Origin of the sequence: Hoylesella buccalis ATCC 35310 (assembly GCF_000177075.1) — a bacterium.
Classification (GTDB): domain Bacteria; phylum Bacteroidota; class Bacteroidia; order Bacteroidales; family Bacteroidaceae; genus Prevotella; species Prevotella buccalis.
This window is the reverse complement of sequence record NZ_ADEG01000012.1, coordinates 1-22,058: the sequence shown is the minus strand read 5'-3', so window position 1 is coordinate 22,058 and position 22,058 is coordinate 1. Positions and strand designations below refer to the sequence as shown.

The window sequence follows — 22,058 nt, the reverse complement described above, 5'->3', positions numbered from 1 at the left end:
AGTTAATTATTTCTTGCTCCTGGCCGTCTTCTTTGCAGGTGCCGCATGCACGATGTCCATGCACTCCTCATAGGTTAAGTCGGCTGCCTTGCTATGCATGGCCTTGGGCAAGCGATAATTCTTGCCGTCATAAGCGATGTAAGGGCCGTAACGACCATTCAGCACTTCCAATTTTGCGTCTTGTTCAAACGACTTGATGTGCCTCTCTTTCTCCTGCTTCCGTTTCTGTTCTATCAGTTGGATGGCAGTTTCCAAAGTCACCTTTAGCGGGTTTTCTTCTTTGGGCAGTGACACATATTTTTTCTGATGAAGCACGTAGGGTCCGAAGCGTCCAGCCCCAATCACCACGTCAGTGCCTTCAAACTGACCCACGGTGCGAGGAAGTTTGAACAATTCGAGCGCATCTTCCAAGGTCATCTCCTCCATGCTTTTGTCCGCTGGGAGTTGTGAGAATCGGGGCTTCTCGTCATCATCGGCCGTACCGATTTGTACCACTGGTCCGTATCTGCCAATCTTCACGAACACCGGTTTGCCACTCTTGGGGTCGATACCCAGCTCACGTTCGCCAGCCTTGTGCTCGCTTCGTGCGTTCATCACCTTTTCTACAGTGGGCTTGAAGCTCTTGTCAAAGCTCTTCATCATCTTGTTCCACTCGGTGTTTCCCTCAGCAATGCTGTCGAATTTCTCTTCCACATTTGCGGTGAAGTTGTAGTCCATGATACTGGGGAAGTTCTCCATCAGGAAGTCGTTCACCACCATTCCGATGTCCGTAGGCAACAGTTTTCCTTTTTCGTTGCCCACCACTTCTTTCTTAGTCTTGGACGTTATCTTGCCGCCCTTCAGCGAATCGATGGTGTATGCCCTATCAGTACCCTTCTTATCGCCCTTCTGCACATATTCTCTTTGCTGTATGGTGCTGATGGTGGGCGCGTAGGTAGAGGGTCGACCGATGCCCAATTCTTCCAGTTTCTTCACCAGACTGGCTTCCGTGTAGCGTATCGGACTTTGCGAATAGCGTTCGGTTGAGGTGATTTCACGACGTTCCAATAGGTCGCCTTCCTTCAGGGCTGGCAGCGAGTGGGTGTAGTCATCTTGGTTATTCTCATCCTCGTCGTTCGACTCGTGATAAGCCTTGATGAAACCTTCAAACGTGATGATTTCGACATTGGCTGTAAACTGTTCTTTCACACCGCTTACGTCAATGGTCACGGTTGTCTTCTCCAACTGTGCGTCAGCCATCTGACTGGCTAGCGTGCGTTTCCAAATCAGGTCGTACAACCGGCGTTCTTGCGACGTGCCCTCTATCTCATGCTTGCTCATGTACGTTGGGCGAATGGCCTCGTGAGCCTCTTGTGCGCCTTTCGAGTGCGTGTGGTACTTGCGTGGTTTGCTGTATTCTGCACCGTATGCCTTCACGATTTCATCCTTACAGGTGTTCACTGCCAGTTGTGAGAGGTTCACGCTGTCGGTACGCATGTAGGTGATTTGTCCGTTCTCATACAGGTGCTGAGCCACCATCATGGTCTGTCCAACCGTAAATCCCAACTTGCGGGCTGCTTCCTGTTGCAGGGTTGAAGTGGTGAAAGGTGGTGCTGGCGTGCGTTTCAGGGGCTTGCGCGTGATGCTGTCCACGGTGAACTTGGCATCCTTACATTGCTCCAGAAAGGCCAGGGCCTCTTCGTGTTTGTTGAACCGTTTGTCCAGTTCGGCCTTCACTTCCGATGCCGATCCGTCTTCGTTGGTGATGACGAAGATGGCGTTGATGCGATAGTAAGGCTCGCTTTCGAAGACTTGTATCTCGCGTTCGCGCTCTACGATGAGGCGTACGGCCACGCTCTGTACACGTCCGGCAGACAGGGCTGGTTTCACCTTTCGCCACAACACGGGCGACAAGCGGAAACCCACCAGGCGGTCGAGCACACGGCGTGCCTGTTGTGCGTTGACCAAATCCATGTTCAAATGACGTGGATTCTTGATGGCTTCGAGAATGGCTGGCTTGGTAATCTCATGAAAGACAATGCGGTTGGTCTTCTCTTCGTCCAAACCAAGCACCTCACACAGATGCCATGATATGGCCTCTCCCTCGCGGTCCTCATCGGAAGCCAGCCACACCTTCTTGGCCTCTTTGGCCTGCTTCTTCAATTCGTTGACAAGCTTTTTCTTCTCTTCCGGAATCTCGTAATTGGGTTCAAGTGTATCTGGATCAATGCTCAACTCTTTTTTCTTCAGGTCTCTGATGTGTCCGTATGATGACATGACCTTATAGTCTTCGCCTAGAAATTTCTCGATAGTCTTCGCCTTTGCGGGGCTCTCTACGATAACTAAATTTTTCTGCATTGTTTCTTTGTGAATCTTATAATTTGCGGCAAAAGTAAACAAAAGTTTCTTTATACCTTTTATATATAGGCAATTTTACTTTGTTTTTTAAGTTTTTAAGATGATTTTGTGAAATTTAAGCGAGCGAAATTAGCACCCTTAGGGTTTTGAACCATTATGTTCGGCACTGTATAATGTTGGTTATTTTTACCAAAAAAGGCCCCAAAAACGACCCATTAAAACTTTGATTCTAGAAAGAATCAATAGGCTTATAGGATGAAAACACGGCTCATTTTGGTAGGATGACAAGCCTTTTTCGCTATAAAAGCAATGAGATTCATCGAAAATAAGCATCACTTTGGTGCCTAATAAGCATGGTGTTGTACCGCAAAAGCATGCTTATTGACATGCAAAAGCAATGCTTTTGCCGAGTGAAGGCGTAAAAGGTGGAGTTAAAATGGCGAGATGAATGCGCAATATACTGTGTAACAGCAAGTTGAGAAATAACGTTCATCCTTGGCGTATTTGCATGCAGGCAGGTGATGGTTTGTAAATACGGCAAGCATGATTGGGCCTCTTGTCAAGAAAATTCACTCACATGGGTGGTCATGATTGATGGCCAGCCAACGCATGCTCTAGCAAAAAACCGTCTGGGTAGGCTGACAATCTCAATTATTTGCTATATCTTTGCAGCATTGAAAGACCATTATTTTGAAAAATATGAAAAAGACTTTCCATCATATTCTTTTCATGACAGCCATCACCTGCGGTGCTTTGTGTGCTGTTTCGTGTACGCAGAAGAAATTCAATGTTAACGGTACTATTGCGAATGCCAAGGATTCCACCTTGTATTTCGAGAACATGGGACTGAACGGACCGGAGGTGCTCGACTCTGTTCGGTTGGGTGAAGACGGCTCGTTCGCATTCAGTGAGAAAGCAACCGATGCGCCGGAGTTCTACCGCCTGCGCATGGCAGGGCAAATCATCAACGTGTCGATCGACTCTACCGAGACGGTCAACGTCAAGGCTCAATACCCTAATATGGCTTCACAATACGAGGTGACGGGGTCGGAGAACTGCTCGAAAATTAAGGAACTCACGCTGATGCAGATGGCATTGCAACAGCAAATTCAGGATATTGCTCAGAATTTGAACTTAAATTCGCAGACCATCAACGACAGTTTGCAGAAGGTGGTTGAGGCCTATAAGGACAAAGTGAAGATGAACTACATCTACAAGGAGCCGATGAAGGCATCTTCTTATTTCGCTCTTTTCCAGACCATCAACGTTGGGAACGGAAGTTTGCTGATTTTCAATCCACGTGCGAGTGCTGAAGACGTGAAGGTTTACGCCGCTGTGGCTACCAGTTGGGACACTTACTACCCAAAGGCTGAGCGCGGAGCTAACTTGCACAACATTGCCATCGAGGGTATGAAGGATGTGAGAATCATCCAGAACAACCAGCGTAAGATGTTGGCAGCCAGTGAGGTGGCAACGTCCGGACTCATTGATATCGCGCTGACGGATCACCGTGGGGTGCTTCGCAAGCTGACCGACCTGAAGGGAAAGGTGGTGATGCTCGACTTTCATATCTTCGCTTCCAAGCAGTCAACAGAGCGAATCATGGCCCTTCGCGAACTGTACAACAAGTATCACGACCGTGGATTTGAGATTTATCAAGTGTCGTTGGACCCCGATGAGCACTTTTGGAAGACAAAGACAGAGGCGTTGCCTTGGATTAATGTCCATGCCAACGCTGATGAGCAGAATGCCATTCTCGTGAACTATAACGTGCAGAATATTCCCACTTATTTCATCATTGACAAGAACAACACTTTGCAGAAGCGAGATGTGCAAATCAAAGATTTAGATGCTGAGATACGGTCTTGGCTCTAAAAGACGAAAAGAGGGTGACGGATTAATGAATTCCATCACCCTCTTTTCGTGAAGATGTTGCTGGTGTAAACCGCCAAACCGGTGCGTAGCGGGACGGTTTCTGTGTTAGAAACTGCGCAACCATGCTTGCAATTCGAGCCGCATCTCCACGTGATAGCGGAACGAACTGTTGTATCCAAAACCATGATCGCCCGAAGGATAGACGTGTAACGATGCCGGTACGTCGTGCCGATACAACTCCAAGTAATAGTTAACGCCATTGGCAGGCAGCACCACGGTATCGTCATCAGACAAGAGGATGAAGGCTCTGGGCGACACACGGCTCACCTGCAGGTCGGTACTATACTCGCGTTCTGTGCTCTTACTTGGATTCTTGCCCAGCAAGTTGTCGTGCGAACCCTTGTGTGTATAGCCCGGCATCATGGTAATCACGGGATAAAATAGTATTTGGAAATTGGCCTTTGCGTCGCCTTTGCTTTTGGTTGCCACGGTTGAGGCAAGGTGCCCACCGGCTGAGAACCCCATGATACCGATGTCATTACGGTTGATGTGCCATGCCTGTGCGTTCTTTCGAACCAGCCGCATCGCCTGTTCGGCATCGCTCAGCGGAGCTTCTTTCACGCCATGGGGCATGCGATATTTCAGTACGATGGCAGCAATGCCCATGTCATTGAAGAACGATGCCCAGTTGGTTCCTTCGTTTTCCCAAGCCAAATGAGCATATCCGCCGCCCGGACAGATAACCACAGCCCGTCCTGTGGCGCGTTTGACAGCGGGCAGAAACACGCGCACCTTCGCCGTGTCGGTAGTAACACCGGTGGGATGTGGGGCTCGGCCATTCCATAAATTCACGTCGAATACCTGCTGAGCGTTCGCATAAGTCGCTGCAATGAATAAACTAAGAGTTAAGAGGAGTTTTCTTGTTTTCATCTAAATGTTGTTGTTAAGGGAACGCAATTTTGTTCCCAATCGTTGTATGCAAAGATACGATTTGTCAATGTTTTGTGCAAATGTATCTTTGATTTTCAGATTATTTCAGGAGTAATGGCAAGGGGGTTATGGTTCATTTGACGGCGAATCGTTGCCGGTTAACGTGCTTAAAGTCTTGCGGTGTGGTAAAATGCCATCGGTGCAGGGATGACAATACGAAGATTTTTTATAACTTTGTGGCATTCTATGAATAGAACGCTTTTCGAATGAAGAAAGTACTGAATGAGGTAGGATATGTTTTGGTTTACGGCATCTGGTATCTGTTGTCATTGCTGCCCATGCGTTTGCTCTACATATTGTCTGACCTATTGTATCTCATCATGGCTTACATCTTGAGATACAGGCATCGTGTGATTTGGAAAAACCTGTCCAGCAGCTTCCCTGAAAAGAGCCACGAGGAACTGGTGAAGATAGAGAAAGACTTCTATCATTGGTTCTGCGACTACCTTGTGGAGACAATCAAACTGATGACCATCAGTGCTTCTGAAATGCAAAGACGCATGAAGTTCACAGGATTGGAGCAGTTTAATAAAGCGCTGAGCAGTGGTCAGTCGTGCGCTATCTATCTCGGTCATTATGGCAATTGGGAGTGGATTACCTCCTTGCCCAATTGGTTGCCATGTCAGGTGCAGTGTTGTCAGCTGTATCATCCATTGGAGAATAAGCGCTTTGACCGGTTGTTTAAGAGGGTGCGAGAACGCCATAAAGCCTTATGTATACCCATGCACAACTCGCTTCGCAAGATATTGGAGTTTAAACGCAACAACCAGGCGATTGCTGTGGGTTACATTGCCGACCAAGTACCGCTGTGGTGGAACATTCACCACTGGTTGGATTTCCTGCATCATGATACGCCCGTGCTTACTGGGGCCGAACGCATCATCAAGCACACGGGACAAGTTTGTTTCTATGGTGACATGAAACGTGTGAAAAGAGGTTATTACGAGTGCGAAATGAAGCTCATGGCGTTTAACCCAAAGCAATGTAAAAAATGGGAACTGACGGACATGTACTTCCGTATGTTGGAAGAAACAATACGCCAACAACCCGCATGTTACCTCTGGAGTCATAACCGATGGAAGCGTACCCGCGAGGAGTTTGAACGCGACTGGGAAGTGGTTGACGGAAAAGTATTGAGAAAAAAGAACGACTAAGCACTGAAAATCATGAAGATATTTGCAATCGTTGTGACTTACAACCGGCTGGAACTGCTGAAAAAAAGCATCGGAGCGTTGCGCCGTCAGCAGAACCTTGACCAGATTGTTGTGGTGAATAATGGCAGCAATGACGGCACAAAAGAGTGGCTGGATGGGCAACATGATTTGCATGTGATTCATCAAGAAAATGTTGGGGGCAGTGGAGGATTCCATACAGGCATCCAGGTTGCTTATGATGAAGGTGCCGATTGGATATGGTGTATGGATGATGACGTGTTTCCAAAGGATGGGTGTCTGGATGAACTGCTAAGCCTTGTGGCGCATGAAGAAACCCAATTGGACCGCAAGAAACCACTGGGCATCCTGGCTCCACGGCGAGTGATGAACGGAAAAACGTTCACGCACGAGTTTCGGCGATACAACCTAACCAATCCACTGGGCAGTTTGCACGCAGAAAAGCTTAGTGGTGAGGAGACAACGCCTACCGAGATCGTGGGCTGTGACTTTGAAGGACCGTTCATTAGTCGGTCTGTTGTCGAGAAGATTGGGTTGCCCAACCGGGAGTTGTTCATCTTCTATGATGATACGGAATATTGCCTCAGAGCGCATTTGGCTGGCTTTCGTCTGCTCTATGTGCCGTCGGCCGTGATGGACAAGCATGCGTTCTTCTCGGAAGACTCATGGGCGGTGCGCAACCAGAAGAAGAAGTGGAAACGTTATTACCAGGTGCGTAATTCGGCTTACCTAAACCATCATTATGGCAAGAACTGGGGCGTGCGATACCTAAGAAGTTGGATCAGTGGCATGGGATATGTCATCCCAGCTCTGTTGTCGATGCCTTTCAGCAAGGCATGGCGGCCCAAAGACCTGATGATGTTGCATCGGGCGTATTACGATGGTATCAATGAACGGTTGGGAAAGCGCTGAGTTTAACCTTTTATAACGAAGGAAAATCCTGTCCTGTTTGAAGCTGCAACTTGTTATATGGAGCGCAATAAAATGGAAAAAAATAAGTTACTCGTGGTCATACCCGTTTATCATCCGATGCTGAAAGCGTATGAGAAAGCGGCACTTGATCATAATTTGTCCTTGCTTGAGGGCTTTTCGGTGGTCTTTCTGCAACCTAATAACGTGGATATGTCGCAGCTCAATGCGCAGTATCCCAATGTGGGTGTGATTGAGGTGAGTGGCGATTGGTTGGGCACGGCTAATGGCATTCAGGGTTATAACCGCATGATGATGTCCGAATCGTTTTACAAGCTCTTTCAAGATTATACTTATATCTTCATTTGTCATGTCGATGCTTGGCTGTTTAAGAATGAGTTGGTATCGTGGTGTGATAGAGATTTTGACCTTGTGGCAGCGCCTTGGCCTACTCGTCCACGGTATACGCGGTTCCCGTTGAAACAGTATTTGAAGTTAAAGTTGTTGCTGAAACCGAAGAATAAGATTATACACAGTCAGATGTTTGGACGCATTGGTAACGGCGGATTGTGTCTTCGCAAGGTAAAGACGTTTCAGGAGGCTTGCGTGCAGTATGCCGATGAGATAGAATATTACAACAGTCAGCCCGACGCTTTGCACAATGAGGATTTGTTTTGGGCGTTAGTTCCACCCTTGAAAGTACCTTCTGTCAAGGAAGCTTTGACCTTCTCGTTCGATCTTAAGCCCGAGTTGTGCTATCAACTTAACGGCAATCGGTTGCCCATGGCTTGTCATGGATTCAATAAACCCGTGCGCGTGTCCTTCTGGAAACAATTTATTCCGGCGCTCAACGGTTAACCGTCGAAACTATCAAACAACATGAAAATACGCTCATTGTTCCCTCGTAAACTCTATTATACCTTGCATAGTGGCAAGAATTCGAAGCTATGGTATTACCTCACTTCATACATAGCCATCCATCTGCCACACGCTTGGCTGAGAAAGATCTGCCAAAGGGAAATGAAAGCATTGCGGAGTCGGGATGATCAGGCGTATGTCATGCAGCGTGTGAACTATTATAATCGGCTCTCGCCAGCTACACCTATTGATCGCAAGGCGTTCCTTCAAGAGTCGGTGTGCGTTCAAGATCAACCCATGACTGGTCAAAAAGTGTATTATCTTGATGCGTATCGTTACGCCCGATATTTCCCCTTGTCGCTGCGATGGGTGTTGCTTCCCGGCGATATCGTTCACGTTCCGGCAGTGCCATCCATTACCAAAAGTCGTCCGTTGACGGAAAATAATGCCAATTCGGTGTTGATGAAACTCGACAAGGTGCGCCATTTTCTCTTTGTAAACGACCGCAAACCGTTTAGAGAGAAGCAGAACTTGGTTATTTTTCGTGGTCTGATTGGGCAGGATGGCGGTGCTGATTTGAAGCAAAACCGATACGATTTCGTGAAACGTTACTATGGCCATCCGCTCTGTAACATCGGGGTCATTGACCCACAATACCCTCAATGGCGAACCGAAAAGCTCACCATAGAGGAACATCTTGACTATAAATTCATCATGGCATTAGAGGGAAATGATGTCGCCAGCAACCTTAAATGGGTGATGTCATCCAACTCGGTCGCCGTGATGCCACGTCCCACCTGCGAAACTTGGTTCATGGAGGGATGCTTGAAGCCCAACTATCACTACATAGAGATTAAGCCTGATTTCTCTGACCTGGAGGAACGTCTGACTTATTACATAGCGCATCCGGAGCAAGCAGAAGCAATTATCGCGCATGCTCATGCGTATGTCGACCAGTTTAGGAATCAACGACGCGAACGATTGATATCACTGTTGGTGCTGAAGAAATATTTTGACTTCACCAACCCCGTCCAATCCCAAGGCTGAGAGCGTTGGTATTTACCAACAATGAACGTACAAATAGTAGCGGCGAACGGCGCAAAAGAACCTTCTGGTCACTTTAGATGGATAGGTAACATGAAACAACCAATAGAGAAAACTGCTGAGCATGCCGTTGGGTTGATAATTGATAATTTGGTCTATCTGCGATAAATCTTCCCGATCAATGTGAAATTTGATGGAATGTGCATACATGCTCAGCGTGCCAAGATGAAGGGCTTGACGGTATATTCCTTGTGAATCTTTCCGCAAGAAGAATGCCTCAACGATTTTAATGGCCTTTGCCAATGAAATCATCGACTTCAAAGATTGTGTCGTGGAGTATGAATCAAGACGGTTGGTTCGGTAAGTGTACACCACATCATCTATCCACGTGCGTCTTCCTACCAGCAGAAGACGGGGTAAAACCGAATAATCTTCGCCGTAATCTACCCCCTCTGTAAAGTTAATGTCATGTTGGGTGAACAAATCTCTGCGATAAAGTTTTCCCCAAATAAACCCATTTCCTTTGTGCCAAAGCAGGGTTTTGATGCGCCTTTTCTTTGAAGTATGTGCTGGTAATACTATCTTTTCGTGTTTACACCCCATTCTATAGTAAGCTCCTTCCACGATGTCAGCACCCGAGGTGACCATCTTTTCCACCAGTAGAGCGATGGCATTGGGTTCCAAAAAGTCGTCACTGTCCACGATTGTCACCGCATCACCCGTGGCAGCTTCTAAAGCTGTCTGCCGAGAAGCGCCCAAACCATGATTCTTGTGATGATGAATGATTTTTACTTTTGCTGCCTGTTGCGGGAATCGGGCCATGCAGGCTTTCAGCTTTTCAATGCTGTCGTCCTGCGTACAGTCGTTTACAAAGATAAATTCTACGGTGGGATAAGTTTGTAAGAAAAGGCTTTCGGTACACTGTTCGATATACGGACCAACGCCATAGACAGGCACCAAAATTGATACTTTAAGCATGTTGCATTCTTGTTTTTTACTCTTTCAGCTACTCATCTTGTGGCTCTTGCGGTCTGTTCTTGCTGCAAAATCCATTTTACCTGCGATGTTTCAGGTGAGCTGACGTAATGTAGATTAAATGCGATTCAGTAGGATAATCTATTTGTGCGGCAAAGATAATACAATCATTTGTAATGAAGTGTATTCTCATCTGTTTTTTTCAGAATCGCCATCTCAACTGCATCTCCAGGTCGGTTTGCGAACTTTGGTTGATTTGTTGGTACGAACTGCCAATTTTGTCACGGTCAAAGCTGCACGGTGTATGACATGGTAGATGTCTCCATGTCGCACACAATAATCTCGTCAAAGTGCTTCACTGAGTCATCTTCTTGCGGCAAATGTTTCTCGGCATCATAGGCGTTGATGGCAATAGAAATATTCTTTTCCAAATTACTGCGAATCATTAATCTATTTTATCGGGTAAGGTTTTTCAGCGCAAATACGTTTTCTCTTATAGTTAAATTGTTTGTTAAAAATGCTTAGTGATGGACGATATTCTTTGGTTTGTATCTCCATAAGATCAAGAATGCTGTGTATCATGTCGTCTGTCATGAATGGACGGTGGGCAGACAGGCGAATTCTATTTGTGATATCTGGATAGTTTTTCTGGAAAGTCTTAGACATATACACCAACATGGGGATTTCTACTTTCTGATTATTGATGTCAATGTCACCGTGTCCAGCAATCCTTTTGTTGATTTCCATCACGTCTTCACCGTGGTCAGAGGTGTAGATAATCAATGCGTCTTTGTCTTTAAAACGGTTGATAATGGCGTTGACGATACTGTCATTGTAGCGCACAGCGGTATCGTAAGTTGCTTTTGTCTCTTTTATTTTGTTATTTTCACCTTGTTCTACGTTTGTACTAAAAGCCTTAAATGTTTTAGGATAGCGGTTTTTGTATTCCCCGTGTGTACCCATAAGGTGTAGTACAATAAATCTTTTGGGTTTTGTTTGTCTTAAGGTTTGGTCTAATAAAGGTAGCAAATGCTCATCATAAGGCTCTGTAAAGTTACTTTTTGAATCTCTAACGCACACAAAAGAATTTGACTTGCATCGCTCTGCATAGAACCTTCCGTTATTACCGTATATGCCTGAAGATTCTTGATTTGATAACCAAGTGGTATAATAGCCTGCTTGATTTAAAATACTGAATAGGTCGGTATATTCATACCACTTCCCTTTTGCGCCTTGTCTGTAAAATGTGAATAATTTTTCTAATACCTCCATTGTGTGTCCATTTGGACTGATAACATCGGTAAATTTGACTAAATCGCCAGTTTTTTCAAGGTTACTTAAATAAGGTGTTGTCTGGAGATGATATCCATATATTCCCATATGATTCCTTGTAGTAGATTCACCTAATATATAGACAACATACGGTATAGTACTATTGTTCTTTAACAGCTTAGGGCGCGTATTCCCCTTCTGTCTCATTTGCTTTAACTGTTGCATGTCGTTTATAGCGTCATGTGTAAGATAAACGGTAGAAACGACAGAACAGCATTGACGTAATAACCTATCTTGTGTAGTTGTTTTCTGTTTTATAACATCTTTCACAAGGTTGACTACTGTAAAAAATGATGCAAAAGTAAGCCATGCTGATGCGAATAAAATAGCTGAACGCTTATATTCTAATTTTAGTATTAACAGGCTATATGCCGATAAAACAAAAATGACTGCACAAATGCTTCCATACACCCGTAAGTTTAATACGTTGGCTTGCAGATATTCAATCGCCTCATTATGATTGGTAGCTAAAAGGATTTCGAAAATCGCACTATCTGGTAGGCTGCGATAAAAATATAGGAAATACAAAGAGAGAAATAGCAACAAAACCGATAATAGTTCAATGATGCTTTTGGTTATACGCATAACTCTTTTATATGGAATAAGTGATATTATGAGAGTTAAGCAAACAATGGAAAAGCACATATATAAAAAATGATGTACTCCACGACCAAACGATGACATCTTAAATAGGTATGGAATATTGATAAACAACATTAACATGATGAAGCGAAAATGTTGTTGTATGAAATTTACAATCCCATTCCATATTCTTTTACTTCTTCTTGTGTCTTGTGGTTGTATGAATTGATTTGCTGCCTGCATGATGAGAATATGATGTATCTATTTGCAAAGGTATATTTTTTTTAGTAATAACATATAAAACCATTATATGTGTTACTTTTCAGCAATAATAAGTTATGTTTGTTGCGCCTATGCTGATAAGCAATACCTACTGAATCTTAATAATATCAACCCTATGTTGCTTTTGGTTTGTTGTGGCAAAAGTACAAAAATAATTTCACGTCAGAATCGCCATCTCAATTGCATCTCAAGGTCGGTTTGTGAACTTTGGTTGATTTGTTGGTACGAACTGCCAATCTTGTCACGGTCAAAGTAGTGCGTGGTTCCCAGCTTTGCCATGAACATAAGTTTGCTGTTGGCATCCCAACGCACGTTGATGGCATAACGCATGCCCTCTCCAGAGAACACGGGGAAGGCGAACGTGTAAAGCAAACCACGCTCGTAACAGTAAATGCGACTGCTAAAATCGTCGGTATTGAAATACCCTATATTGGCAAACGCACGCAAACGTCCCTGCCGATAGCCCATGGTTTCGGCAATCATGTAGCCAAAACTCTTGGTTGACAAGTCATGATAGGACAGGTAGCCTTGCGTCTTGAACAGCCAATGTTCGTCGTCAAACGTCACGGATAGTCGCCCTAGGTGGATGCGTTCGGGCAACAAGGCTGATTTCTCCGCATTATCTTTCTCCCTAAGCCGCAGTCGGTAGCGCCCTTGCAGCTGCCACTTGCGTCGCTGGTAGTTGCCCATCAGCAGACAGTCCCATGCTGAACTGGCCTTGCTCACTTGATATCTGGCCCATGGAAAGTAGGCATAGTCAACGTAAGCCATCAACGATAGATGGCGAGAGGCGTGCCAGTTGGTTCCCAGATAGATGCCGCTTTCATTCTGTGCTTTCCCTCCTTCGCTGAAACTTTGACTGAACAGCGAGTGATATTTGTAGGAGTAGAAACGCTGAACGGCCATCACCGACCACGTTGACGTGCACTGATAGCTCAAGTAGTGTACCGTGGCCAAGGTTCTACAATCGCCTGTGGCGGTCTCACCTTGTATGGATAATTTACGGCTGACGTAACCATAATCCACGCTGGCATTCCAAAACGACTTGCCCGAAGCGTTGTATAGGCGATACAACTGTTCCGTTTTCGGGCGCAATGGGCGGTCGAGTGTCGTGTGAAAGGCTGTCATTCCCACATGAAAACCATTTTTGAAATATTGCGCATGGCCACCGACCACCAGCTCGGCTGTGTTGTGTTTGCGAGCCATTTCGTGCTCCGTGCGATGGTAACCCGTTTTCACAATCGTAGCAATGGCCGTGCTGTCGTCGTTTCTCAACGTGCCGTCTATCTTGCGATATGATGCGAATCCTGTCAAATCCAAGCCGCGCACGACGTTCACTGTGGCTGCAACTCCCTGCATGTAGTTGGCTTCCGAGCGTGACGACTGCGCCCGAATAGTGTTGGTGTTGTTGCCCAAAGCAGACAATGTTGCTAACTTTCCGAATCCAAAGTCACGGTTCATGCTGACACCCAGACCGAACTTCAGTCGATAACGACCAATCACCATCGATTTCAGCCGTCCCCAGTTTTTCAGCTGGAGATAGTAGGAATAATAGTCGTAACCCCACTTGTTGCGACCCGCAAACCACGGTTCGCCCGCATCTTGCGACCCCACGAGACCCGCATTGACGTACTGTCCGTACTTAAAGTTGTATCGCCACCAATGTTTGTAGGGATAACCCAGGTAGCCTTTCTCGTCACCTTGACGTTTGTAAAACGGCACTTTTCCCGTGAATAAAAGTTCATGACGACCATACTTCATGACATCGCCCGCGGAAGGGAATGCCTTCGGCCGCTCCGTTCCAAGGGTGACGAAGAAGGATAGCAGTTTCCTACGCGTTGCGTCGAGCGACTCAATCATCGCCAACTCGCCCCAACTGCGTATCGGCGCATAGCGATCCAGATACTCCACCAGCTCTTCTATCTGCTGTGGTGTCAAGAAAGGAAGCTGTTCCAGGTCCTCCCTTTTGGCCTCATTCAGGTTCAAAGGGTGCTCAGCCAGCTCGCTCAACACCTCATAAGCGGTCTCCCAGGAACCCGATTCTATGCCGTCAATGTCGGTCAACTGCTCATAATAGGTCTCCCAGGACAGCTTGTCCTGCGCCAGGGTGAAGCCGCCAAACAGCAGAAGAAACATGCATATGAAGGTCTTTTTCATGTATTGTTAAGAATAGATGTGGTGGTGTTTTCCTAGCATCAACCGCATCAGGTAGTCAACAAGTGTGGATTCACAAAAATAATGTGAAATCCTTGAAAAAGCAAATAAAAATAAATTTATTTCCTCTTACTGCAAATGATAAATGAAAGATTGTAAGTCTGCCTCGTCAGAACTGGTGCCATAATACACTCTGTATTTGCCTGGAACCACACGGATGGTGTTGGTTTGTTCGTCAAAACGCTCGAAAGATTTGCGTGGAAGATTCAAGGTTACCGTGCGTTGCTCACCGGCTTGCAGTGCCATGCGTTTGAAACCCCTCAACGATTTAATGGGGCCATTGGGGTCATCAAGGCAACTAATGTACAATTGCACCACCTCCTCGCCATCACGTTTGCCCGTGTTTTTCACGCTTACCGTGAGTTTTCCGTTCCTCATCTTCGCCTTTCCTATTTTGAAGGACGTATAACTCAGACCATGTCCGAACGGGAAAAGAGGTTTTCCTTTGAAGTATCGATAGGTTCTGTTACGCATGTTGTAATCCAGATAGTCGGGTAGTTGAGAGTCATCCCGATAGAACGTAACGGGCAATTTTCCTGCCGGATTGTAATCACCGAACAGCACATCGGCCACAGCCTCACCGCCACGTTCACCCGGATACCATGCTTGTAAGATAGCATCGGTATGTGTTACCTCCGGAACCAGCCCAATGGCGCTGCCACTACAGTTGACCATGATGACCTGTTTGCCTGCGGCATGCAGGGCTGCAATCATCTCTCGCTGCACTTGGGGCAATTCAATGGTCACCCTATCGCCGCCTTTGAAGCCTTTTGCCTCGACCTCCAGCTGCTCGCCTTCCAACTGAGGAGAGATACCTCCGACGAAGATTACCGTCTTGTTGTCTCCCACTTCTTCGACCAACTGCTGCGTGGTCAGCGCCTGATTACCTCTTCGATGCGGTTCAACCAGGCCACAACCTTCAATAAATTTCACACGCTGTGCACCTATCTTGCGACGTATTCCGTCGAGTATCGTTACGGTGTGGTGCGGCGTCCCATTGTAGTTTCCCCACATCATGACCGAATCATTGGCGTTTGGACCCATGACTACCACTTGCTTCAGCTGCTTGGACAAGGGCAATGCATGCATGGGATTGTGTAATAGCGTCATGGTTTCGCGTGCCATTTTCAATGCCACCTCTCGGCTTGCCGGTGTACTGACGTCCTTCATTGAGATGGCATTCCAGCGTGTAATTGAATCGGGATCAAACTCACCCAGCTGCATTCGTCCTACAATCAGGCGCTTCAAGCTTTTGTCGATGCGCTCTTCCGTCACCTTTCCCAGCCTCACCGCCTCTGGCAACGAACCGTAAGTTTGACCGCAGCTCATGTCGGTACCACCTTTGACTGCACGCGCTGAAGCATGTGCAGCATCGGGTTCTACTTCATGAAAGCCCTTACGCCAAATGTCATCGATAGCACCACAGTCGCTTACCACAATACCTTTGAATCCCCATTCGTCTCTCAAGAGTTGTTCCAGAAGCCGCTGGTCGCTGCAACAGGGCTCGCCATCAATGCTGTTGTAGGCACACATCACTTCTTTCACACCGCCCACTTGCACCAAATGTTTAAAGGCAGGAAGGTAAGTTTCATGAAAGTCACGAGGCGAAACATCGTCAATGCTGATTGAGTGGCGGTTCCATTCAGGGCCACTATGCACGGCAAAATGCTTGGCACAGGCAAAAGCCTTGTAATATTTGTGTGGCCCCTTGCCACCTTGCAAGCCTTCAACCACGGCACAGCCCATGCGCGATGTCAGGTAAGGATCTTCTCCATAAGTTTCCTGACCTCGTCCCCATCGAGGGTCACGGAAGATATTTACATTGGGTGTCCACAACGAAACGCTCCAAGAAGTGTCAAAATATCCCTTCTTGGCAGCTACATTGTATTTGGCACGTGCTTCGGTACTGGCGATGTTGAACACTTGTAAAAGCAGTTCATCGTCGAACGATGCCGCCATACCAATGGTCTGAGGAAAGACTGTTGCCAACCCTGTTCGAGCCGAACCGTGCAGTGCTTCGCCCCACCATTGGAATTGCTTGATGCCCAAACGCGGCACAGGTTTCGAGTTGTTTTGCATCAATCCCGCTTTTTCCTCCAGCGTGAGGCGTTTACAAAGGTCGTCGGCTCGCTGTTCAAACGATAGGCGAGCATCTTGAAAGGGATAGGTTACTTGGGCCTGTATGCTGCCAGCAGCACAAGCCAGTGCCAGGATAGTGATATGAATTTTCTTCATTATTTCGGGAAAATACTAAGATGAACAGATTGTTAGTTTGTGATGAGTGATGCCTCATGGGTAAGTGATAACCGCATCGTACGCATGGCACTTGCCATGAAGACAGCGTATTTCGGGTGGGCAGAGGCGCTTACTGTTGGTTCGTTGGTGGAGTTTCACCAGGCTTCCTTCTCGACATGGCACCAATCAATCATGTCTTTGATTTGCCAAAACATTAAACTGCCTGCCATGATGTGCATATAATAACATATCATAATAGGTGGCAATGCCCGGTTTGAGTGAACAATAAAGCCCAAAGTCAATCGCATCCTTTGTAGCATACAATTGGCTTCGGGCTTAGTTTGATATTCCGTTATATGGAAAGCAGAAAGGTTATTTCACTTCCCAGATATCATTTGTCTCCAATAATTCGGCAAAGTTATGATAGTGTTTCTTTGCTGTTACTTCCTCAATCTGCTTGTTCACCATCTCATCATACGTTGGTGCTTCCACGTCACGGATGACACCCAGAGCCACAGGAAAACCATGTTCGTTGTCCATCATGGCCAGTTTGAGGTGTAAAGTGTCGTCTTGTGCATGCGCATCGTGTACCAAAATGTCTTTCTCCGTCACGCCATTCTCGCCCAACTTCACCACTTTCAGACCGAAACCATCTTGCACGAGGCCATATTCATTATTCTCTCCAAACAACAATGGTTTGCCATGCTCTACATAGATGGCATGCTGTTTCCGCCCGTCTTTGGTGTATATTGGCTCGTAAGCACCGTTATTGAAGATCACGCAGTTTTGCAAAATCTCGCATAGCGATGCACCTTTGTGCTTGTAAGCAGCTTGAAGAATCTCAATAGTATGCGGCGTATCGTTGGCAACCGCACGCGCAAAGAACCTTCCGCGGGCACCAAAGCAAAGCTCTGCTGGCTGGAATGGATCTTCCACCGTACCGTAGGGCGACGATTTAGACACGAATCCTCGGGGTGAGGTAGGTGAATATTGTCCCTTTGTCAAGCCATAAATGCGGTTGTTGAGCAAAACCATGTTCAGGTTAACATTGCGCCTGATGGCGTGAATGAAATGGTTACCGCCGATAGCCAGTCCATCTCCATCGCCACTAATCTGCCACACCGTGAGGTTTGGATTCACGATTTTGGCTCCAGAAGCGATGGCAGCAGCTCGTCCATGGATGGTCTGCATGGCATACGTACTCATGTAATAAGGCAGTCGACTCGAGCATCCGATACCCGAAATCACTGCTATTTCATGTGGCGGAACGCCCATTTCGGCCATCGCCTTGTGCAAATTGGCCAAGAAGAAATGATCTCCACAACCCGGACACCAGCGTGCCAGGCCTTTTTTATATTGATTTGCTGTGACTTGTGTCATTTTCTATCCTCCAATATTTTTGTAAATGCATCTACCAACTTAGCCACTACGAATGGCTGTCCCTTTACTTCGTTATACTGATATGGAACAAATCCGTCGACTTTCGAGCGGAGATAGGTGGCAAACTGTCCCATGTTTTGTTCGGCTACCACCACTTTAGGATAGCGTTTCAGCACCTCAATGGCGTTGGCCGGCAGCGGATTGATGAACTCAAAGTGAGCCAAAGCCACTTTCTTACCTTGCTCCAAGAGTTCTTCCATCGCCGTATACAGGTGTCCATAGGTACCACCGAAGCCCACAATCAGCAACTCGGCACCATCCACATCGCCCGAAACATGCAGGTCGGGAACAGGAATACGAGCCACTTTCTCAGCTCTATTGCGCACCATCTGATGGTGGTTTTCGGGATCATTGGATATTTGTCCAGTGGCCGAGTCTTTCTCCAGTCCGCCTATGATGTGGGCATAACCCTCTTGACCCGGTACAGCCCAATAGCGAGCCATCGTCTTTTCATCGCGCATATATGGCGTGTATTTATCTTTCATCTCTTCCGTAACACGGTGCGGTGTGATGCTTGGCAGATCTTTTACTTCCGGTATGGGCCATGCTCCCGACCCATTAGCAATGTAAGCATCGCTCAAGACCACGACAGGCGTCATGTGTTCCATGGCGATTTTGCAAGCCATGTAGGCTGCGTCGAAGCAGTTTACAGGACTGGTTGGTGCAATCACGGGCATGGGTGACTCGCCGTTACGGCCGTAAAGCACCTGCAAGAGATCGCCCTGCTCAGTCTTTGTGGGAAGTCCAGTCGATGGACCGCCACGCTGAACATCAATCATTACCAAGGGTAATTCGTCCATCACGGCCAAATTCATGCCCTCAGACTTTAAGCAAACGCCAGGTCCTGAAGTGGATGTTACGCCCAGTGCGCCTGCGAAAGCAGCACCAATGGCTGTGGCGCAACCCGATATTTCGTCTTCACACTGCATGGTAATCACACCCATTGATTTGTGTTTGGCCAGTTCATGCAAGATGTCTGAAGCCGGTGTGATGGGGTATGAGCCAAGGAACAGCGTCACGCCAGCCTTCTCAGCAGCAGCCATCAGTCCGTAGGCCGTTGCCTTGTTGCCCGTGATATCCATGTATCTACCAGGTACTTTATGACGTGTTTCGATGCGATAAGTCGATGGTACGCTGGAGTGGGTGTTCTCTCCATAATTGTAACCCGCCTCAACAACTTTCTTATTGGCTTGATATATCTCGGGTTTCTTACTGAACTTCTTTTCCAAGAACTTGTCTACCAACGACAAGTCACGATTGAACAGCCAGCAAACCATGCCCAATGCAAACATGTTGCGACACTTCAAGATAGACTTGTTGTCCATGCCCGAGTCCTTCAGACACTCCTTGACCAGTGTCGTTATAGGGCATTCCACCACACGGTCGGGATCAATACCCAGCTCACCCAAGTAATCCTCGCTGGTAATTTCGGCCTTCTGCAAATCGGCTGCCTTGCAATTGTCAGTGTCGACGATGATGGTCGCCGTAGGCTTGGCAAATTTTAACTGCGTTTTCAAGGCTGCTGCATTCATGGCAACCAGCACGTCACACTGGTCACCAGGTGTGTAAACGCGCGATTCACCAATGTGTACTTGATAACCACTGACGCCTGTCAGTGAACCTTGCGGAGCACGAATGTCTGCCGGATAATCAGGAAAGGTAGATATGTCATTACCTACCGTGGCTGAAATAGTAGAGAAGATGTTCCCTGCAAGCTGCATTCCGTCTCCCGAATCACCGGAAAACCGAATGACTACATGTTCGAGTTCTTTAACCCGTAAACCTTCTGATTCCATTTTATTTTGTTTAGATTAGTCAGTATGCAAAGGTGATAAATATTATCGATACAACAAAATAATTGCAAGAGTTTCTTTCCACCCTGCGAAATTATCGCTACTTTTGTCCAAAAGATGATGAGAAAATTGGTCTATATTGTTCTGCCCTTCATGCTGTTTGCGGATTTGCAAGCGTATGCGCAGAACAACAATCGCACCCAGCCAACCCCGCCGGAAGAGCGACAGGTTGACATGGACAGTCCCACTTTCGAACCGATGGTGAAGGTGGGTAAGGTGCTGCATGGCAAAGATTCCATCCCTTACATGGAGTTTGGTAACGTCTACGTTTACCCAGAACCGGTCTTCAAGAGTGCCCGTCAGCGCGCGGTTTACAACCGATTGGTGCGCAACGTGAAACTGGTGTTGCCCATAGCCAAAGAGGTGAACCGCATTATCATCGAGACTGGCGACTACTTACAGACGCTGCCCAACAAGCAAGCGCGTGACGAACACATGAAATTGGTGGAGAAAGGCATACGCGATGAGTACACGCCTCGTATGAAAAAGCTGAACTACCAGCAAGGAAAGTTGCTCATCAAACTGGTGTATCGCGAGTGCGATTCGTCCTCCTATCAGCTCATACAGGCCTTCATGGGGCCTATACGAGCTGGCTTTTGGCAGGCTTTCGCTTGGGCCTTCGGTGCCAGTTTGATGAAAAAATATGATGCCGAGGGTGTTGACCGGCTCACCGAACGCGTGGTGTTACAGGTAGAAGCCGGACAACTCTGACGCTTGTGAGTAAATAGCTGAAATCCAATACTTTACCACTTCGTTTCCAAAGTCATTGAGTTTGATCCCCAAAGTCAATGCTTTTCCTTATCAAACTCAATGCTTTTGGTAGGCAAAGTCAATGCTGTTGGCGAGTGATGTCAATTCTTTGAATCAAGCGCAAGTATGTCATTGAGTTTGTCAACCGCTATTCTTCGCTGAACAGCACCTGCACTACGGTCTGTCCAACGGCCTTGAGTGTGTTTTTGTCGATATGCTCCATCGTGTCGTGAATGGTGTGCCAGGTGGGGCCGAAGCTGCTTTGTGGGCAGTCGGGGTAGAAGGGAATAATGTCGATGGTTGGTATTTTGGCGTGCTCGTTCACGGGAATGTGGTCGTCGGTGATGTAGCCTCCGTCCTGTCTGGGGAAGTAACTGCCGTAGCCTGCCGCTTCGGCTGCCGCCCAAACTTTCTCCACAATGTTGGGTGCATATTGCTTAGAGGCCAACTCTTGGTAGAATTTAGCCCCTTGTCCGCCTACCATGTCCAACAATATGCCATATTCAGGGCGATTGTCGTGCGATGCGTTTTTCGCCCAATATTGTGCGCCCAAGGCCCAAGAGTCTTCGCCACCTGACTGTTTTTCCCATTGTGGCGTGCCCCAATCTTCGGCATCAAAGCATACGAAGTCGATGCCATAGGTCAGGGTGGTGTCGTTTTGAAGCAGCCGAGCCAGCTCCAACATCACGGCAATTCCACTGGCACCATCGTTGGCAGCCATCACAGGTTTGCGCCAATTGGTGCTGTCTGGGTCGTTGTCGGCCCACGGACGACTGTCCCAGTGGGCGCAGAGCAAGATGCGTTTGGTGGCCTCTGGTTTGTATTTGGCCATGATGTTGGTGGCATGCAGCGTGGTGCCGTCATAGCCTTTCACATCCGTTTTTTGTGTGGTCACATCGCATCCAAACTGTTGGAATTTACGGATAATCCAATTGGCACATTGCTCGTGCGCCTCGCTGTTCATGGTACGCGGGCCAAAGTCGCATTGCGCTTGGATGTAAGCGTAAGCCGAGTCGGCGTTGAATGCTGGTCCCACCGGCTGCTGTGCCAAAGACGTTTCACCCTCGTTGCCCATGTCTGACGAGGCTCCTTTCGTGGCTTGCCAGCCCAAAGCCACGGCTGCGGCCAGAACGATACCCATTATTGTCACCATGATGATTTGTTTTTTCTTCATTGGTTTGTTTGCTTGTCGATAAGAATGTGAATGTGT

At 47.1% G+C, this 22,058-nt stretch carries 16 protein-coding genes; 6 read left to right on the top strand and 10 right to left on the bottom strand.

The window, feature by feature from the left end:
* Positions 1 to 6: 6 nt before the first annotated feature.
* Positions 7 to 2,337 (bottom strand): type I DNA topoisomerase, encoded by a 2,331-nt coding sequence (gene topA, locus HMPREF0650_RS00895; RefSeq protein ID WP_040561971.1) that lies wholly within the window; start codon positions 2,335 to 2,337, stop codon positions 7 to 9.
* Positions 2,338 to 3,036: 699 nt separating this feature from the next.
* Between topA and HMPREF0650_RS00890 the strand changes: the two genes are divergently transcribed.
* Positions 3,037 to 4,212 carry a redoxin domain-containing protein gene (locus HMPREF0650_RS00890; protein ID WP_081454825.1) on the top strand — a complete coding sequence of 392 codons (1,176 nt, stop codon included), beginning with the start codon at positions 3,037 to 3,039 and terminating at the stop codon, positions 4,210 to 4,212.
* A 105-nt stretch (positions 4,213 to 4,317) separates the two neighbouring features.
* On the opposite strand, the gene HMPREF0650_RS00885 is transcribed toward HMPREF0650_RS00890, so the two are convergent.
* On the bottom strand, positions 4,318 to 5,142 hold the full coding sequence (locus tag HMPREF0650_RS00885; RefSeq protein WP_004347571.1) for an alpha/beta hydrolase: 825 nt from the start codon (positions 5,140 to 5,142) through the stop codon (positions 4,318 to 4,320).
* Positions 5,143 to 5,408: 266 nt separating this feature from the next.
* On the opposite strand from HMPREF0650_RS00885, the gene HMPREF0650_RS00880 reads away from it, so the two are divergent.
* The 4 genes from HMPREF0650_RS00880 (at position 5,409) to HMPREF0650_RS00865 (ending at position 9,188) form a co-directional block, all read left to right on the top strand.
* Positions 5,409 to 6,356, top strand: a complete 948-nt coding sequence (locus HMPREF0650_RS00880) for a lysophospholipid acyltransferase family protein (RefSeq protein WP_004347569.1) — start codon at positions 5,409 to 5,411, stop codon at positions 6,354 to 6,356.
* A gap of 12 nt (positions 6,357 to 6,368) precedes the next feature.
* Positions 6,369 to 7,286: a glycosyltransferase family 2 protein gene (locus HMPREF0650_RS00875; RefSeq protein WP_004347568.1), complete on the top strand. Its 918-nt coding sequence runs from the start codon at positions 6,369 to 6,371 to the stop codon at positions 7,284 to 7,286.
* Positions 7,287 to 7,358: 72 nt separating this feature from the next.
* Positions 7,359 to 8,141, top strand: a complete 783-nt coding sequence (locus tag HMPREF0650_RS00870) for a DUF5672 family protein (RefSeq protein WP_040561980.1) — start codon at positions 7,359 to 7,361, stop codon at positions 8,139 to 8,141.
* 21 nt (positions 8,142 to 8,162) lie between these two features.
* Positions 8,163 to 9,188 carry a glycosyl transferase family 90 gene (locus HMPREF0650_RS00865; protein WP_004347566.1) on the top strand — a complete coding sequence of 342 codons (1,026 nt, stop codon included), beginning with the start codon at positions 8,163 to 8,165 and terminating at the stop codon, positions 9,186 to 9,188.
* Positions 9,189 to 9,200: 12 nt separating this feature from the next.
* Here HMPREF0650_RS00865 and HMPREF0650_RS00860 read toward each other — a convergent pair whose 3' ends face one another.
* The 7 genes from HMPREF0650_RS00860 to HMPREF0650_RS00830 all read right to left on the bottom strand — a co-directional run bounded on the left by HMPREF0650_RS00860 (position 9,201) and on the right by HMPREF0650_RS00830 (position 20,041).
* The gene (locus tag HMPREF0650_RS00860; protein ID WP_004347565.1) at positions 9,201 to 10,163 is read right to left on the bottom strand and encodes a glycosyltransferase family 2 protein; all 963 of its coding nucleotides are present in this window, start codon (positions 10,161 to 10,163) and stop codon (positions 9,201 to 9,203) included.
* A 284-nt stretch (positions 10,164 to 10,447) separates the two neighbouring features.
* Entirely contained in the window at positions 10,448 to 10,606 is a 159-nt protein-coding gene (locus HMPREF0650_RS12955; protein WP_211205566.1) for a hypothetical protein, read from the bottom strand.
* A 4-nt stretch (positions 10,607 to 10,610) separates the two neighbouring features.
* Positions 10,611 to 12,077 (bottom strand): phosphoethanolamine transferase, encoded by a 1,467-nt coding sequence (locus HMPREF0650_RS00855; protein WP_245543433.1) that lies wholly within the window; start codon positions 12,075 to 12,077, stop codon positions 10,611 to 10,613.
* A 441-nt stretch (positions 12,078 to 12,518) separates the two neighbouring features.
* A complete protein-coding gene (locus HMPREF0650_RS00850) occupies positions 12,519 to 14,513 on the bottom strand; it encodes a ComEA family DNA-binding protein (RefSeq protein WP_004347563.1) in 1,995 nt (664 codons plus the stop codon).
* 126 nt (positions 14,514 to 14,639) lie between these two features.
* Positions 14,640 to 16,805, bottom strand: coding sequence for a glycoside hydrolase family 3 C-terminal domain-containing protein (locus HMPREF0650_RS00845; protein ID WP_004347562.1), 2,166 nt, complete (start codon positions 16,803 to 16,805; stop codon positions 14,640 to 14,642).
* A gap of 372 nt (positions 16,806 to 17,177) precedes the next feature.
* Complete coding sequence (locus HMPREF0650_RS00835) at positions 17,178 to 18,185, bottom strand: 2-oxoacid:ferredoxin oxidoreductase subunit beta (RefSeq protein ID WP_004347561.1); 1,008 nt, start codon at positions 18,183 to 18,185, stop codon at positions 17,178 to 17,180.
* Entirely contained in the window at positions 18,182 to 20,041 is a 1,860-nt protein-coding gene (locus HMPREF0650_RS00830; RefSeq protein WP_004347560.1) for a 2-oxoacid:acceptor oxidoreductase subunit alpha, read from the bottom strand. Before HMPREF0650_RS00830 ends, HMPREF0650_RS00835 begins: the two co-directional genes overlap by 4 nt.
* 114 nt (positions 20,042 to 20,155) lie before the next feature.
* Between HMPREF0650_RS00830 and HMPREF0650_RS00825 the strand changes: the two genes are divergently transcribed.
* Positions 20,156 to 20,809: a DUF4294 domain-containing protein gene (locus HMPREF0650_RS00825; protein WP_004347559.1), complete on the top strand. Its 654-nt coding sequence runs from the start codon at positions 20,156 to 20,158 to the stop codon at positions 20,807 to 20,809.
* 187 nt (positions 20,810 to 20,996) lie between these two features.
* Here HMPREF0650_RS00825 and HMPREF0650_RS00820 read toward each other — a convergent pair whose 3' ends face one another.
* Entirely contained in the window at positions 20,997 to 22,022 is a 1,026-nt protein-coding gene (locus tag HMPREF0650_RS00820) for a M28 family peptidase (RefSeq protein ID WP_004347557.1), read from the bottom strand.
* Positions 22,023 to 22,058: the final 36 nt, after the last annotated feature.

Coding starts and splice junctions, on each gene's coding strand:
- HMPREF0650_RS00880 (WP_004347569.1), top strand. CDS start 5,409: ATGAAGAAAGTACTGAATGAGGTAGGATATGTTTTGGTTTACGGCATC.
- HMPREF0650_RS00870 (WP_040561980.1), top strand. CDS start 7,359: ATGGAAAAAAATAAGTTACTCGTGGTCATACCCGTTTATCATCCGATG.
- HMPREF0650_RS00850 (WP_004347563.1), bottom strand. CDS start 14,513: ATGAAAAAGACCTTCATATGCATGTTTCTTCTGCTGTTTGGCGGCTTC.
- HMPREF0650_RS00885 (WP_004347571.1), bottom strand. CDS start 5,142: ATGAAAACAAGAAAACTCCTCTTAACTCTTAGTTTATTCATTGCAGCG.
- HMPREF0650_RS00855 (WP_245543433.1), bottom strand. CDS start 12,077: ATGCGTATAACCAAAAGCATCATTGAACTATTATCGGTTTTGTTGCTA.
- HMPREF0650_RS00865 (WP_004347566.1), top strand. CDS start 8,163: ATGAAAATACGCTCATTGTTCCCTCGTAAACTCTATTATACCTTGCAT.
- HMPREF0650_RS00890 (WP_081454825.1), top strand. CDS start 3,037: ATGAAAAAGACTTTCCATCATATTCTTTTCATGACAGCCATCACCTGC.
- HMPREF0650_RS12955 (WP_211205566.1), bottom strand. CDS start 10,606: ATGATTCGCAGTAATTTGGAAAAGAATATTTCTATTGCCATCAACGCC.
- topA (WP_040561971.1), bottom strand. CDS start 2,337: ATGCAGAAAAATTTAGTTATCGTAGAGAGCCCCGCAAAGGCGAAGACT.
- HMPREF0650_RS00835 (WP_004347561.1), bottom strand. CDS start 18,185: ATGACACAAGTCACAGCAAATCAATATAAAAAAGGCCTGGCACGCTGG.
- HMPREF0650_RS00860 (WP_004347565.1), bottom strand. CDS start 10,163: ATGCTTAAAGTATCAATTTTGGTGCCTGTCTATGGCGTTGGTCCGTAT.
- HMPREF0650_RS00830 (WP_004347560.1), bottom strand. CDS start 20,041: ATGGAATCAGAAGGTTTACGGGTTAAAGAACTCGAACATGTAGTCATT.
- HMPREF0650_RS00825 (WP_004347559.1), top strand. CDS start 20,156: ATGATGAGAAAATTGGTCTATATTGTTCTGCCCTTCATGCTGTTTGCG.
- HMPREF0650_RS00820 (WP_004347557.1), bottom strand. CDS start 22,022: ATGAAGAAAAAACAAATCATCATGGTGACAATAATGGGTATCGTTCTG.
- HMPREF0650_RS00875 (WP_004347568.1), top strand. CDS start 6,369: ATGAAGATATTTGCAATCGTTGTGACTTACAACCGGCTGGAACTGCTG.
- HMPREF0650_RS00845 (WP_004347562.1), bottom strand. CDS start 16,805: ATGAAGAAAATTCATATCACTATCCTGGCACTGGCTTGTGCTGCTGGC.